Below are 14,142 nucleotides of genomic sequence, written 5' to 3' on the forward strand. Positions count from 1 at the left end.
GCGGGCACCCGGGCGGGACCTCCGCCCCTTGCCCGAACCCCGCCGTTCTGCTCGCGGACGGCCGTTCGGGGTGCGAAGGTATGGTCGATATGACCACTTTCCGAGACGACGGGACGGAGACACCCACGTGGCGCGCAGCGTGTACGTGACCGGCATCGACCGGGGGGACGGCCGACAGGCGGTCGAACTCGGGGTCATGGAACTGCTCACCCGCCAGGTGGACCGGGTCGGGGTGTTCCGCCCCCTGGTGCACGCGTCCGCGCCCGGGAAGCCGGGCACGGACCACGTGGTCGAGCTGCTGCGCGGCCGCTACCGGCTCGACCTGCCGAGCACCGAGCTGTACGGCCTCACCTACGAGGAGGCCGCCGCACTCCAGGCCGCCCTGGGACAGGACGAGCTGGTCTCCGTCCTGGTCGACCGCTTCCACGCGCTGGAGCGGCGCTGCCAGGCGGTGCTGGTGCTCGGCACCGACTTCGCCGACACCGGCATCCCGGACGAACTGGCCTTCAACGCCCGCCTGGCCAACGAGTTCGGCGCCGCCGTGCTGCCGGTGGTCGGCGGGCACGGCGCGGACGCCGAGACGGTGATCGCCGAGGTGCGCAACGCCCACCGGGCGTACACCGACCTCGGCTGCCAGACCCTGGCGATGGTCGCCAACCGGGTCGCCCCCGGCGCCAAGCAGCGCATCCAGCGCACCCTCACCGAGAAGCTGCCGATCCCCGCCTACGTCATCCCGGAGGAGCCGGCCCTGGCCGCGCCCACCGTCGCGCAACTGGTCGAGGCGACCGGCGCCGAGGTGCTGATCGGGGACGCGGCCGGCCTCGCCCGGGACGTGCGCGGCTACGTCTTCGGCGGCGCCATGCTGCCCACCTTCCTGGACGCGCTGACCGAAGGCGCCCTCGTCGTCACCCCCGGGGACCGCGCCGACCTGGTGATCGGCTCGCTGGCCGCGCACGCCGCCGGCGCCCCGCCGATCGCCGGCGTGCTGCTGACGCTCGGCCAGCACCCCGGCCCCAACGTCATGGCGCTGGCCGCCCGGCTCGCCCCCGGCACCCCGGTCGCGGTCGTCCCCGAGGGCAGCTGGCCCACCGCCGCCCATCTGACCCACCTGGAGGGCAAGCTCACCTCGGCCAGCCCCCGGAAGGCCGAGATCGCCCTCGGCCTGTTCGAACTGCACGTCGACACCGCCGAGTTGACCAACCTGATCGAGGTCGGCCGGTCCGAGCGGGTCACCCCGATGATGTTCGAGCACGAGCTGCTGGAGCGCGCCCGGGGCGCCCGCCGGCACGTCGTGCTGCCGGAGGGCACCGAGGAGCGGGTGCTGCGCGCCGCCGAGATCCTGCTGCGCCGCAACATCTGCGACCTCACCCTCCTCGGCGAGGTGGACGCCGTCCGCCGCAAGGCCGCGAGCCTGAGCATCGACCTCCCGAGCGAACCGCCGACCGCCGACCGCGCGCAGGTGCGGATCGTCGACCCGGCCACCAGCCCGCTGCGCCGCCAGTTCGCCGAGCTGTACGCGAAGCTGCGCGCCCACAAGGGGATGACCGTCGAACTGGCCCTGGACGTGGTCACCGACGTCTCGTACTTCGGCACCCTGATGGTCCAGGAGGGCATCGCGGACGGCATGGTCTCCGGCGCGGTGCACTCCACCGCCGCGACCATCCGGCCCGCCTTCGAGGTGATCAAGACCTCGCCGGGCGCCTCGATCGTCTCCTCGGTCTTCTTCATGTGCCTGGCCGACAAGGTGCTGGTGTACGGCGACTGCGCCGTCAACCCCGACCCGGACGCCCAGCAGCTGGCCGACATCGCCATCCAGTCCGCCGCCACCGCCGCCCAGTTCGGGGTGGAGCCGAGGGTCGCGATGCTCTCGTACTCGACCGGCACCTCCGGCTCCGGCGCCGACGTCGACAAGGTCCGCAAGGCCACCGAGCTGGTCCGCGAACTGCGGCCGGACATCCTGGTCGAGGGCCCGATCCAGTACGACGCGGCGGTGGACGCCCACGTCGCGGCCACCAAGCTGCCGGGCTCCCCGGTCGCCGGGCGGGCCACCGTACTGATCTTCCCGGACCTCAACACCGGCAACAACACCTACAAGGCGGTCCAGCGCTCGGCCGGCGCCGTCGCGGTCGGCCCGGTGCTCCAGGGGCTGCGCAAGCCCGTCAACGACCTCTCCCGCGGGGCACTGGTGCAGGACATCGTCAACACCGTCGCGATCACCGCGATCCAGTCCCAGGACCACAAGGAGCCCCAGGCATGAGTGAAGGCACCCGCGTCCTGGTCCTGAACGCCGGCTCCTCGTCGGTGAAGTACCAGCTGATCGACATGCTGGACGGGGCCAAGCTGGCCTCCGGGCTGGTCGAGCGGATCGGCGAGGCCGGCGGGCGGCTGGTGCACACCCCGCGCGGCGGCGAGGCGCGCGAGAGCGTCCAGGTCTTCCCGGACCACTCCGCCGCGCTCAAGGCCGTCGCCGAGGAGCTGTCCGCCGACGGCCTCGGGCTGGACTCCCCCGAGCTGGCCGCGATCGGCCACCGGGTCGTCCACGGCGGCCTGCGGTTCACCGAGCCGACCGTGATCACCGACGACGTGCTCAAGGAGATCCGCCGGCTGATCCCGGTCGCCCCGCTGCACAACCCGGCCAACATCACCGGCATCGAGGTGGCCCGCGCGCTGCGCCCCGACCTCCCCCAGGTGGCCGTCTTCGACACCGCCTTCCACGCCTCGATGCCCGAGTACTCGGCCCGGTACGCGATCGACAAGGCCGTCGCCGACCGGCACCGGGTGCGCCGCTACGGCTTCCACGGCACCTCGCACCAGTACGTCTCGCGGGCCACCGCCCGGCTGCTCGGCAGGGACCCGGCCGAGGTCAACGTGATCGTGCTGCACCTGGGCAACGGCGCCTCCGCCTCGGCGGTCAGCGGCGGCCGCTGCGTGGACACCTCGATGGGCCTGACCCCGCTGGAGGGCCTGGTCATGGGCACCCGCTCGGGCGACATCGACGCCGGCGTGGTGTTCCACCTGCACCGGGTCGGCGGGCTGTCCGTGGACGAGATCGACGACCTGCTCAACCGCCGCAGCGGCCTGCGCGGGCTGTGCGGCGAGAACGACATGCGCGAGATCATGCGCCGGGCCGACGAGGGGGACGAGGACGCCAAGCTGGCGTTCGACTCGTACGTCCACCGGCTGCGCAAGTACATCGGCGGCTACTACGCGGTGCTCGGCCGGGTGGACGCGATCGCGTTCACCGCCGGCGTCGGGGAGAACGCCGCGCCGGTGCGCGCGGCGGCCATCGCGGGACTGGAGGAACTGGGCATCGCCGTCGACCCGGAGCTGAACTCGGTGCGGTCCGGCGAGGCCCGGATCATCTCCCCCGAGTACGCCCGGGTGGCGGTCGCCGTGGTGCCCACCGACGAGGAGCTGGAGATCGCCCGACAGGCCTTCGCGCTGGTGCACCGGGAACGCCGGGTATCCGAGGACTGACACGGATCCGTCTCACTCCTCGGAACGTTTCGTCGGCGATTCCTCCCGGTGCATGCCGAATGCACGTATAACACGAACGGATAGACTGATCCATATGCGCCGAGCGAAAATTGTCTGCACCCTGGGTCCGGCGACGGACTCCTACGAACAGCTGAAGGCCATCGTCGAGGCGGGCATGAACGTCGCCCGACTGAACATGAGCCACGGCAACCACGCGGACCACGAGGAGCGGTACCGCAAGGTCCGCCAGGTCTCGGAGGACACCGGCAAGGCCATCGGCGTCCTGGCCGACCTCCAGGGTCCGAAGATCCGTCTGGCGACCTTCGCCAACGGCCCGGTGACCGTCGACAACGGCGACGAGTTCACCATCACCACCGAGGACGTCCCCGGTGACCAGTACATCTGCGGCACCACCTACAAGGGCCTGCCCGGCGACGTGAAGCCCGGCGACCCGATCCTGATCAACGACGGCGTCATCGCCCTGGAGGTCGTCAGCGTCGACGGCCCGCGGGTGAAGACCGTGGTGGTCGAGGGCGGCGTGCTCTCGAACAACAAGGGCATCAACCTGCCCGGCGCGGCCGTGAACGTGCCCGCCCTGTCCGAGAAGGACAAGGACGACCTGCGCTTCGCGCTGCGCCTGGGCGTCGACATGATCGCCCTGTCCTTCGTCCGCAACGCGGACGACGTCAAGGACGTCCACGAGGTCATGGACGAGGTCGGCATCCGGGTGCCGGTCATCGCCAAGATCGAGAAGCCGCAGGCCGTCGAGGCCATGGAGGAGATCGTCCTCGCCTTCGACGCCATCATGGTCGCCCGCGGCGACCTGGCCGTCGAGTACCCGCTGGAGCGGGTGCCGCTGGTCCAGAAGCAGCTGGTCACCCTGGCCCGCCGCAACGCCAAGCCGGTCATCGTCGCCACCCAGATGATGGAGTCGATGATCCACGCCTCGCGCCCGACCCGCGCCGAGGTCTCCGACGTCGCCAACGCCATCCTGGACGGCGCCGACGCGGTCATGCTGTCCGCCGAGTCGAGCGTCGGCAAGTACCCCGTCGAGACCGTCCGCACCATGAGCCGGATCTGCGAGAAGGCCGAGGAGGAGCTGCTCTCCCAGGGCCTCCAGCCGCTCAACCCGGGCCGCAAGCCGCGCACCCAGGGCGGCTCGGTCGCCCGCGCCGCGTGCGAGCTGGGCGACTTCCTGGACGGCAAGGCGCTGGTCGCCTTCACCAAGTCCGGTGACACCGCCCGCCGGCTGTCCCGCTACCGCTCGCCGATCCCGGTGATCGCCTTCACCCCGGACGCCGCCACCCGCAACCAGCTCTCGCTGAGCTGGGGCGTCGAGGCGTACGTCACGGAGCAGGTGGCCACCACCGACGCGATGGTCGCGCAGGTCGACCGGGAGCTGCTGAAGATGGGCCGGCTCGCCGACGGCGAGACCGTCATCGTCACCGCCGGTGTCCCGGTCGGCGTCCCCGGCACCACCAACATGGTGCAGGTGCACCACCTGGGCACCCGGAGCGAGTGAGCACCCGTACGGCCCGAACGCCCGTGGGGCGGTCCTCCTTCCCGGAGGGCCGCCCCACGGGCCTAGTGGCGCCGGGTACTCACTGCCGCCCGGACTACTTGTCGCTGTAGGGGGCGTTGTCGTTGAACAGGCGCATCCCGGGGATGCGCAGAGTGCCGCCGAACTGACCGGCCTGCTTGGCGGTGACGCCGGTCAGCTCCAGCTCCAGCGGGATCGGGATGGCGCCGATCAGGTCGTACAACCAGCGCGGCAGGGTGTCCGGGGTGAGGGTGATCTCGCCCAGGTCGAACACCGGGATGCCGAGCACCTTGGAGAGGTGACCGGACAGCCGCTCCACGTACATGGTGACCGGGCCGTTGCGCATGGTCGAGGTGGAACCCGGGGCGCCCTGGACGTGGAAGGTCACCCCGTTGCCCTCCAGGGTGGACATGTCGAGGTTGTCGATGTCCACGCTGTCGACCACGAACTTCAGGACGCGCTTGGTGCCGGTCGGGGTCCGCACGTCGTAGACGCCGTGGAAGGCCGCGCCGTGCAGGGCGAGCCGGCTGGTCTTCAGGGTCCAGTTCTGCTCCGGGACGACGTGTCCGGGGGCGGCCGCGGCGGCGGTCAGACCCCGGGTGTCCACATCGCAGTTCGGGTCCTCGGTCGGCGTGGCGGACGGGGTGCCGGAGGCGCCCTCGGAGGGCGTCGCCGAGGCGTCCGCGGACGGCTTCGCCGAGGGCGCCGGCTTGCCGCTCGCCCCGCCGCTCGGCGTGGCGGCGGGCGAGGGCTCGTCGGCGGTGGGCGGGGCCGTGGACTGCGCGGCCTGCGGGGCGGCGGCCTTGGCGTGCGGCTGGGCGGGCTGGGCCGGGGCGCCCGTGCCCGGGGCGGGGGCGGGGGCGGCCGGGGTGGTCGGAGCGGCCGGGCTGCCGGGCGCCGCGGGGGTGGTGGCGGGGGCGCCGCTCGGGCTCGGGCTCGGCGAACCGTTCGGGTTGAGCAGTCGGCTGACGCCGCCGACGAGGTCGTCGATCAGCCCGGCCTGGGTCGCCGTTCCGGTGCCGGTTCCGGTGCCGGTGCCGGTGCCGGTGCCCTGGAGGACCGCGCTCGACACGTCCGCGCCTCCGGTGGCGGCGGAACGGGCGGCGGACTGCTGGGCGGGCGTTCCGGTGGCCGACGGCTTGACCGGCGAGGTGGGCTGCCGGCTCGGCGCGGCGGTCGGCGTCTGGCCCGGCACCGAGCCCGGGTCGGTCGAGGGGCCGGCCGGGGGCGCGGTGGCCGGGGCCGAACCCGGCCCGCCGGACGGGCCCGGCGGCGGCTCGGGCAGCTCGCTCTTGGGCACCGGCGTCTCGACCGGCGCCACGTCCGGCACTGCGGCCGGAGCGGTGCCGCAGGGCTTGCCCGCCGCGGACTCGGCGACCGCCGGGTTGGGCGTGTAGGCGGCGGCCATCAGCAGTGCGGTCGGCACCGCCGCCATGGCCAGCGCCCGGCCCCTCAGCCGGGCCCGTACGGGCGTGCGCGGGGCCGCGTGCCGGCCGGAGCGCTGCGCGGGAACGGTCGTACCGTCGGCTTGCTCGGCCGGCCCGGTCACCGTGCCTCCTCCTGGTCCACGGTGCCGGCCTGCCGCGGCGCGGCCTGGGCGGGCAGCTCGGCGGTGGGCGCCTCGACGGCGGGCCCGGTGGCGTTCTCGGTGGCGTTCCCTGCGGCGTTCTCGGTGGCGACGCTCCGTGCCACGGCGTTGTCGGCCGCCGCGTCCTCGGCGCCGCCCTTGCCGCGGCGTCGGCGTCGGCCCCTGGCGGCCTCCGCCTGCGCCGTCTCGGGCAGCGGCGCCCAGGAGACCATCAGCCCGCCGCCGATCAGGCCCGGCAGCAGCGCCAGTCCGAAGCCCGCCAGGTTGGAGACCGGGATCGAGACCAGCGTCAGCAGGGTGGTGGCGATGCCGGCGAAGACCCGCACGGCCGGCTGGAACCAGGCCGTCAGCCCGAGCACGATCAGCAGCACGCCGATGATCAGCGCCCCGGCGCCCCCCGTGGTGGCCATGGCCACCGTCATGCCGCCCAACGAGAGGTGGGCGTAAGGGAAGTACATGATCGGGACGCCGGCGATCATGGCCAGCAGACCGCCGTAGTACGGCCGCGTCCGGCGGAACGTACGGAACACCCGGCGCAGCCACTGGGCGGGGTTCTCGTGCTCGGCGGGCCGGTAGGAGGCAAGGGCGCTGGACACGGTGCAGCTCCTCGATGGTGTGAACGAGGGATGGACGAGACGCGGGATCCGGGGACGGCGCACCCGCCGCCCCCGGTCCCGCAGGTGCCGTCACGGCGGGCGGCCCGAGGCCGGTCCGCCGCCGTCAACGGCCTAGTAGCACTCGCCGGTACCGTCGGTGTGCAGCGCGAGCTTCAGGCCGGAGAGCCTGAAGGTGCCGGCCGAGGTGGCCCAGGCGGTCTGCTGCACGTTGTACAGGTCGGCCTTCTCGGCGGCCTGGGCGAAGCCGGTCGCGCCGGTGGGCAGGCCGCCGAGCTTGGACTTCCAGCCCTGGGTGGCCTCGCCCTTGAGGGTCGAGGCGTCCTGGCCGATGTTGATGTTGCTGAACTCGGCGTCCGCGTTCAGCTGGTCGAGGTCGATCAGCAGGTTCTTGGCGTAGACCTGCTTCTTGACGTCGTCGCTGTTGCCCGCCTCCAGGCGCAGGATGATCTTGGGCAGCTTCCACGGCAGGCCGGGGATGACGTTCGGGTCGGTCACCACGGACTGGCAGAGGCCCTTGATGGTGGCCTCGTCGAAGGCCGAGACGGCGACCGGGTGCGGGGTGCCGTTCTGCTCCGCGTCGATCGAACCGAACTGGGCGAAGTTCTTGCCGTGCAGCTCCGGCGTGGTGACCTTGAAGCTCTGGCCGGACACGCTGAACGAAGCCGCCAGCGCGTTGTTGGCGATCGACATGCCGACCATCGCGGTGGCCGCGACGCTCGGGACCATCACCAGTGCGAAGCGCTTCCAGCGGGTCTTGCCGTAGGTCTGGGACATGCGAGTCCTCCTTCTAGGACGTACATCTCCGGCTCCCGGCGGTGCGTCCCGCACCGGTGGGGGCCTGGGATGGGAGAGAGCTACGTCCTCGGTAGCGGAGAGCGCCTTGGGCGTCGTCGGACGCGGGAACGGCCTGCCTGCGGCGGGCCTCCCGTCCAAGCACCGGCCGTCCTTGCGGGGCGGCGGGCAGGACCGACGACATCGGCGATCACCCCCGAGCGACAACCAGCGACCGCGCAGGGCCGCGCGGCCGGTCGAAGGACAGGAACCGCCGTGGGACCGCGGATACCCCCCTGCCCTCCCTCCCGCCGGCCGGGGCCGGCGGATCACCCGGTGGGGATCCCGCGCTCCGCGTGGCCGACCGGGTCGGCGGGTGTGGAGTCTGGGACCGGGCGTGGCCGATCGTGCTTGAATCCCGGGCGAAGCACAAGAGGTTCCTTACTGACGGGTAATGCAACATCAGGTGGCGTTGATCATGAAATCGGCCCCAGTTGCACCCTGCGTGACGCCTTGAAGGAATCGTGACGGCGAAATCCACCGGAAACAGCAGCGAAACACCCGCGGGCGGTCACACGTGGTGACCACCCGCGGGTGAAATCAAGATTTGGTAAACCTCTGTCCGGTTGACCGGATTGTCGCCAAATCACCAGGCGACACCGCAGGTCATCCGCCGTGCCAGACGGCGCGCCCCGGCCGGGCACCGAGTAGACCCGGGCCCGACCTGAAGCGGCGTCAGAACAGCACGCGCGCCAGCGCCGTACGGGCCGCGACGACCCGCGGGTCCTCGGGGCCGATCACCTCGAACAGCTCCAGCAGGCGCAGCCGGGCGGTGTCCCGGTCCTCGCCGACCGTCCGCCCGACGGTGGTCACCAGACGCCCGAAGGCGTCCTCGACGTGACCGCCGACCAGGTCCAGGTCCGCCGCCCTGAGCTGGGCCTCGACGTCCTTCGGGTCGGCCGCGGCCGCCGCCCGGACGGCCTGGAGGTCCAGACCCTCGATCCGCTTCAGCAGCTCGGCCTGGGCCAGGCCCAGCTTGGCCTCGGTGTTGCCCGGCTGCTCGGCCAGCACGTTCCGGTACGCCTGGATGGCGCCGCCCAGGTCGCCGGCGTCCAGCGCCTCGTGGGCGGCGGACAGCGCCGGGTCCTCGGGGCGCTGCGGGGCGGCGGCCTCGGCCTCGCCCGGGGCTGCCGCACCGCCGGCCACACCGGCCACGCCGAAGCGCTGCTCGGCGACCAGGATCAGCTGGTCCAGGATCTGGCGGATGTTGGCGGCGCTCTCCGCGCCCTGGAACAGCGGCACCAGCTGGCCGGCCACCACGGCCATCACGGCCGGGATGCCCTGGATGCCGAACTGCTGGGAGAGCAGCGGGTTGGCGTCCACGTCGATCTTGGCGAGCACGAAGCGGCCGGCGTACTCCTCGACCAGGCCCTCCAGGACCGGGCTCAGCTGCTTGCAGGGCCCGCACCACTCGGCCCAGAAGTCGATGACGACCGGCACCTCGGTGGAGCGCTGGACGACCTCGGTCTCGAAGGTGTCCTCGGTGACGTCGATGACGAGCTGGTAGGCGGACGGGGCCGGGGCGGCTCCGCCCGACTCGGCGGCGGCGACCTGGCGGGCCCGCTCGGCCCTGGCCTGCTCGGCCTTCTGGGCGGCTTCGCCGGCCGCCTTCACTGCGGCGAGGTCGACCGCGCCGCGCAGGGCGGAGCTGTTGAGACGCGAATTCCGTGGCTGCATGGCACCATCCTCCCCCGTCCGCGCTGCTCGCGGGCACCAACCTCAGGAAAGTCGCCCCGCGCGGGGCGCGCGGTGCGGGTTCCCCGGCGTCGTGCCCGTCCCCCGGTAGCCTGGACCGTTCGGCGCGGATCCCCACCCGCGCCCGCGCCGCTCCCGTCCCACCGGACGCGGCGCCTGGTTGTCACTGCTTTCGCTACGAGTCGTAGCGTAACTGGGGGCAGTGCCCCGCCCGCAAGCCCCACCGGCGGTTCGGGGACGTGACCTGCCCCACTTTCCCGGGCCGTCCCGCTGCCCGAACGGGCGAACAGTCGCTACCGTTACCAGCCCCACCCAAGTTACTTACCAGTAAAGCGCAAGGAGGCCCGGTGCCGGCCGCCCAGCCCCCAGCGACCCCGGACCGCACGGAGAGCACGAGCCGGGTACGGCCCGACGCGACCGGCCCGGCCCCCGAACCCGCGGGCACCGCCCGGGCCAAGGGCCGCCCGCGCAGCGCCGCCGCCGACCGCGCCATCCTCGACGCCACCCGCGAGGCGCTGGCCGAACTCGGCTGGGGCGGACTGACCATGGGCCACGTGGCGAGCCGCGCCGGGGTCGCCAAGACCACCCTCTACCGCCGCTGGCCGTCCAAGAACGAGCTCGTGGTGGACGCCGTCGCCAGCCTCTTCGACGAGCTGGTGATGCCCGACCTCGGCAGCCTGCGGGCCGACATCGAGGCCGTGGTCGCCCAGTTCGCCGACCTGCTGGCCCGCCCGGAGACCCAGGCCGCGCTGCTCGCGCTGTTCGCCGAGGGCACCCGTGACCGGCAACTGCGGTGCCGGATCCGCGAGTCCATCGTGGACCCGCAGAAACGGCTGGTCCGCCAGGGCCGGGCGGCCGCCCAGGCGCGCGGCGAGCTGGAGGCGGACAGCGACAACGCGACGGCCCACGAGGAGGTCGACATCATCTTCGACACCATCGCGGGCACCGTCGAGCACCGCGTGCTGGTCAGCGGCGAGCCGATCACCCCGGAATGGACCCGCCGCTTCACCGACCTGCTGCTCGGGCCGCTCACCACCTGCTGAGGACGCCCGGGCACGGCGCGGCCGCCCGTACGGGTTCCGTACGGGCGGCTGCTCGCCGGCCGCGGCCTCGGGGCCGCAAGGCCCCCGGGCCTCAGAAGGCGGCGTTCTCCTGGTACGTCCCCCACTCCTGGCGCAGCGCGTCGCAGATCTCGCCCAGCGTCGCCTCGGCGCGCACCGCGTCCAGCATCGGCGGGATCATCGACTCGCCCGAGCGCGCCGCCGCCAGCATGGCGTCCAGCCCGGCCCGCACGGCCGCCTCGTCCCGAGCCGCCTTGCGCTCCCGCAGCACCCGGACCTGCTCGCGCTCCACCTCGTGGCTGACCCGCAGGATCTCCAGCTCCGGGGTGACGCTGCGCGGGTGGCAGTTGACGCCGACCACGCGCTTGTCGCCCTTCTCCACCGACTGCTGGTACTGGAAGGCCGCCTCGGCGATCTCCCCGGTGAACCAGCCCTCCTCGATGCCGCGCAGGATGCCGGAGGTGATCGGGCCGATCTCGTGGTCCTCGCGGCCCTTGTCCAGGATCCGCCGGAAGATCGCCTCGGCCTGCTCCTCGATCCGGTCGGTCAGCGCCTCGACGTACCAGGAACCGCCCAGCGGGTCGGCCACGTTGGCGACGCCGGTCTCCTCCATCAGCACCTGCTGGGTGCGCAGGGCGATCTCGGCGGCCTGCTCGGAGGGCAGCGCCAGGGTCTCGTCCAGGGCGTTGGTGTGCAGCGAGTTGGTGCCGCCGAGCACCGCGGCCAGCGCCTCGACGGCGGTGCGGACCACGTTGTTGTACGGCTGCTGCGCGGTGAGCGAGACGCCGGCGGTCTGGGTGTGGAAGCGCAGCCACTGCGCCTTGTCGGTCCTGGCACCGAAGCGCTCGCGCATCCAGCGGGCCCAGATCCGGCGCGCGGCGCGGAACTTGGCGATCTCCTCGAAGAAGTCCAGGTGCGCGTCGAAGAAGAAGGACAGGCCGGGCGCGAAGACGTCCACGTCCAGGCCGCGGGACAGGCCCAGCTCGACGTAGCCGAAGCCGTCCGCCAGGGTGTACGCCAGCTCCTGCGCGGCCGTCGCCCCGGCCTCGCGGATGTGGTAGCCGGAGACCGACAGCGGCTTGTACGCGGGGATGCCCTCGGCGCAGTAGGCCATCAGGTCGCCGATCAGGCGCAGGTGCGGCTCGGGGGCGAAGAGCCACTCCTTCTGCGCGATGTACTCCTTGAAGATGTCCGTCTGGAGGGTGCCGTTGAGCACCGCCGGGTCCACGCCCTGGCGCTCGGCGGCGACCAGGTACATGCAGAAGATCGGCACGGCCGGGCCGCTGATCGTCATCGAGGTGGTGACCTCGCCGAGCGGGATGCCGGCGAACAGCACCTCCATGTCGGCGGCCGAGTCGATGGCCACACCGCAGTGGCCGACCTCGCCGAGCGACTTCGGGTCGTCCGAGTCGTAGCCCATCAGGGTGGGCATGTCGAAGGCGACCGAGAGGCCGCCGCCGCCCGCCTCCAGGATCATCCGGTAGCGCTCGTTGGTCTGCTGCGCGTTGCCGAAGCCGGCGAACTGGCGGATGGTCCAGGTGCGGCCCCGGTAACCGGTCGGGTGCAGACCGCGGGTGTACGGGTACTCGCCCGGCCACCCGATCCGCTCGAACCCCTCGTAGGCCTGCCCGGCGGGCGGGCCGTAGACCGGCTCGACCTCGTCGCCGGAGAGGGTGGTGAAGTCCGCGTCGCGCTTGCGGGCCTTGTCGTAGCGCTGCTGCCAGCGCTGCCGGCCGCGCTCGATCTCCTCGGCGTCCATGACCCCGAACTCCGCTCCGTACGGCCGCCACTGCGACGGGCGGCACAGCTAGTAGGACGTCCTAACAATTTACTCGGACGTCCTAGTACTTGTCGATGGATGATCGCCCACGCGGCCCGAAAAGCACCGGAAAACACTGGAAAGCACCCGGAAGGCATCCGGATGGCCGGGAACGCCCGCGAGGCCCGCGAGGCTCGGGAGGCTCCGGGGTCCGGGAACGCCGGAGCGCCCCTCCCCCGCGGTCGGGGAAGGGGCGCTCTCGGAACGCGCGGACGGTCGGGCTCAGACCCCGGCCGGCTGGCGGGCGCCGTCGCCCGCCGGGAGCTTCCCGGCGGCCTCGCGGGCCACCTTGCGCTCGAAGACGAAGGAGAGGAAGGGGATGCAGCCCGCGGCCAGGGTGAGCACCAGCCGGCCCATCGACCACTTCAGCTTCTGCCCGAGCATGAAGGTCACCACGAAGTACCCGATGTAGAGGTAGCCGTGCAGCATCGCGACGTACGTGGTCACGTCCTGGGCGGCGTCGAAGCCGTACTTCGCGACCATGAAGCCGCAGAACACCAGCAGTGCCACACCGGTCGCGACAGCCAGGGCCCGGTACCAGCCCAGCAGGGGGGTCGCCTTCATGATCTTCCTCGCCTCGCTCGGCAATATCGGCCGGTACGCCCGGATCCGCGCACCGCTCACACGAGGGTAGCCGCCTTCACGCCGTCCCCTTCGCAGCCCCCTCGTCGGACTCGGTGAAGTCGCCGGCGGCCACCCTCAGCGGCCGGAGCAGGTCGAAGACCTCCCGGCACTGCTCGGCGTCGTACTCCTCCAGCCCGAACTCCATCGCCATCAGCTCCCTGGTCGCCTCCTCGACCACCTCGCGGCCGCGCCGGGTGATCGTGGCCAGCACCCCGCGGCCGTCCAGCGGGTTGGGGCGGCGGGCGACCAGGCCGGCCCGCTCCAGGCGGTCGACGGTGTTGGTGACGCTGGTCGGGTGGACCATGAGCCGCTCGCCGATCTTGGAGAGCGAGAGCTCGCCGGTCCGGCTGAAGGTCAGCAGTACCAGCGCCTCGTAGCGGGCGAAGGTCAGCCCGTACGGCTTGAGCACCGCGTCCACCCGGGAGAGCAGGATCTGGTGGGCGCGCATGATCGAGGTGATCGCCGCCATCGAGGGGACTCCGCCCCAGCGGCGGGTCCACAGCTCGTCGGCGCGGGCGATCGGGTCGAAGTCGAGAGCGAGGGGCTTGGCCACCTCCTTACCGTACCGGCGGAGGGGGCACGCGTTACCAGGCGTCCCTGATGGTGGACAAGCGCGGCACGTGGCGGGAACCCGCCAATGGGACGGCCAGGTCCATACCAGGACATTGCGCCGGTGTGAACGTGCGGCAACCGTTCCCCGGCGCACCGGGGTTGGCCTCGGATCGCTCCTCCGCCCCCGCCAGCAGGCGTCGGTTCGGACGGTAACCCATTGCAAGAACGGGCGATCCACCCCCTTTGTCCGTCCGTTCACAATCCTTCGCCCTGGCGGGACTTGGCCAATTCATGAGCAAGACCTGTCATTTGAATTGCTTGATTGTCATGCTTTCGGC

At 72.3% G+C, this 14,142-nt stretch carries 11 protein-coding genes; 4 read left to right on the plus strand and 7 right to left on the minus strand.

The window, feature by feature from the left end:
- Positions 1–127 precede the first annotated feature (127 nt).
- The 3 genes from pta (at position 128) to pyk (ending at position 4,999) form a co-directional block, all read left to right on the plus strand.
- Positions 128–2,257: a phosphate acetyltransferase gene (pta, locus tag ACIQ87_RS03875; protein WP_402401110.1), complete on the plus strand. Its 2,130-nt coding sequence runs from the start codon at positions 128–130 to the stop codon at positions 2,255–2,257.
- Entirely contained in the window at positions 2,254–3,477 is a 1,224-nt protein-coding gene (locus ACIQ87_RS03880) for an acetate kinase (RefSeq protein WP_402401111.1), read from the plus strand. Before pta ends, ACIQ87_RS03880 begins: the two co-directional genes overlap by 4 nt.
- Positions 3,478–3,571: 94 nt before the next feature.
- Positions 3,572–4,999 carry a pyruvate kinase gene (gene pyk / locus ACIQ87_RS03885; protein ID WP_402401114.1) on the plus strand — a complete coding sequence of 476 codons (1,428 nt, stop codon included), beginning with the start codon at positions 3,572–3,574 and terminating at the stop codon, positions 4,997–4,999.
- 94 nt (positions 5,000–5,093) lie between these two features.
- Here pyk and ACIQ87_RS03890 read toward each other — a convergent pair whose 3' ends face one another.
- The 4 genes from ACIQ87_RS03890 to ACIQ87_RS03905 form a co-directional block, all read right to left on the minus strand.
- Positions 5,094–6,566, minus strand: a complete 1,473-nt coding sequence (locus ACIQ87_RS03890; protein ID WP_402401117.1) for a hypothetical protein — start codon at positions 6,564–6,566, stop codon at positions 5,094–5,096.
- Positions 6,563–7,201, minus strand: coding sequence for a DUF6114 domain-containing protein (locus tag ACIQ87_RS03895; RefSeq protein ID WP_402401119.1), 639 nt, complete (start codon positions 7,199–7,201; stop codon positions 6,563–6,565). Before ACIQ87_RS03895 ends, ACIQ87_RS03890 begins: the two co-directional genes overlap by 4 nt.
- A 132-nt stretch (positions 7,202–7,333) precedes the next feature.
- Positions 7,334–7,996 (minus strand): DUF6230 family protein, encoded by a 663-nt coding sequence (locus ACIQ87_RS03900; RefSeq protein WP_402401122.1) that lies wholly within the window; start codon positions 7,994–7,996, stop codon positions 7,334–7,336.
- Between the two features lie 732 nt (positions 7,997–8,728).
- Positions 8,729–9,730: a tetratricopeptide repeat protein gene (locus tag ACIQ87_RS03905; protein WP_402401124.1), complete on the minus strand. Its 1,002-nt coding sequence runs from the start codon at positions 9,728–9,730 to the stop codon at positions 8,729–8,731.
- Positions 9,731–10,095: 365 nt separating this feature from the next.
- Here ACIQ87_RS03905 and ACIQ87_RS03910 point away from each other — a divergent pair, with 365 nt between their 5' ends.
- The gene (locus ACIQ87_RS03910; RefSeq protein ID WP_402401127.1) at positions 10,096–10,791 is read left to right on the plus strand and encodes a TetR/AcrR family transcriptional regulator; all 696 of its coding nucleotides are present in this window, start codon (positions 10,096–10,098) and stop codon (positions 10,789–10,791) included.
- Positions 10,792–10,882: 91 nt separating this feature from the next.
- Here ACIQ87_RS03910 and ACIQ87_RS03915 read toward each other — a convergent pair whose 3' ends face one another.
- From ACIQ87_RS03915 to ACIQ87_RS03925, 3 genes are all read right to left on the minus strand, one after another.
- Positions 10,883–12,568, minus strand: a complete 1,686-nt coding sequence (locus tag ACIQ87_RS03915) for a methylmalonyl-CoA mutase (protein WP_402401129.1) — start codon at positions 12,566–12,568, stop codon at positions 10,883–10,885.
- Positions 12,569–12,850: 282 nt separating this feature from the next.
- The gene (locus tag ACIQ87_RS03920; protein ID WP_402401132.1) at positions 12,851–13,192 is read right to left on the minus strand and encodes a DUF3817 domain-containing protein; all 342 of its coding nucleotides are present in this window, start codon (positions 13,190–13,192) and stop codon (positions 12,851–12,853) included.
- A 76-nt stretch (positions 13,193–13,268) separates the two neighbouring features.
- Entirely contained in the window at positions 13,269–13,805 is a 537-nt protein-coding gene (locus ACIQ87_RS03925) for a MarR family winged helix-turn-helix transcriptional regulator (RefSeq protein ID WP_402401135.1), read from the minus strand.
- Positions 13,806–14,142: the final 337 nt, after the last annotated feature.

The organism is Kitasatospora sp. NPDC096204, assembly GCF_044763205.1.
Taxonomy (GTDB): Bacteria; Actinomycetota; Actinomycetes; order Streptomycetales; family Streptomycetaceae; genus Kitasatospora.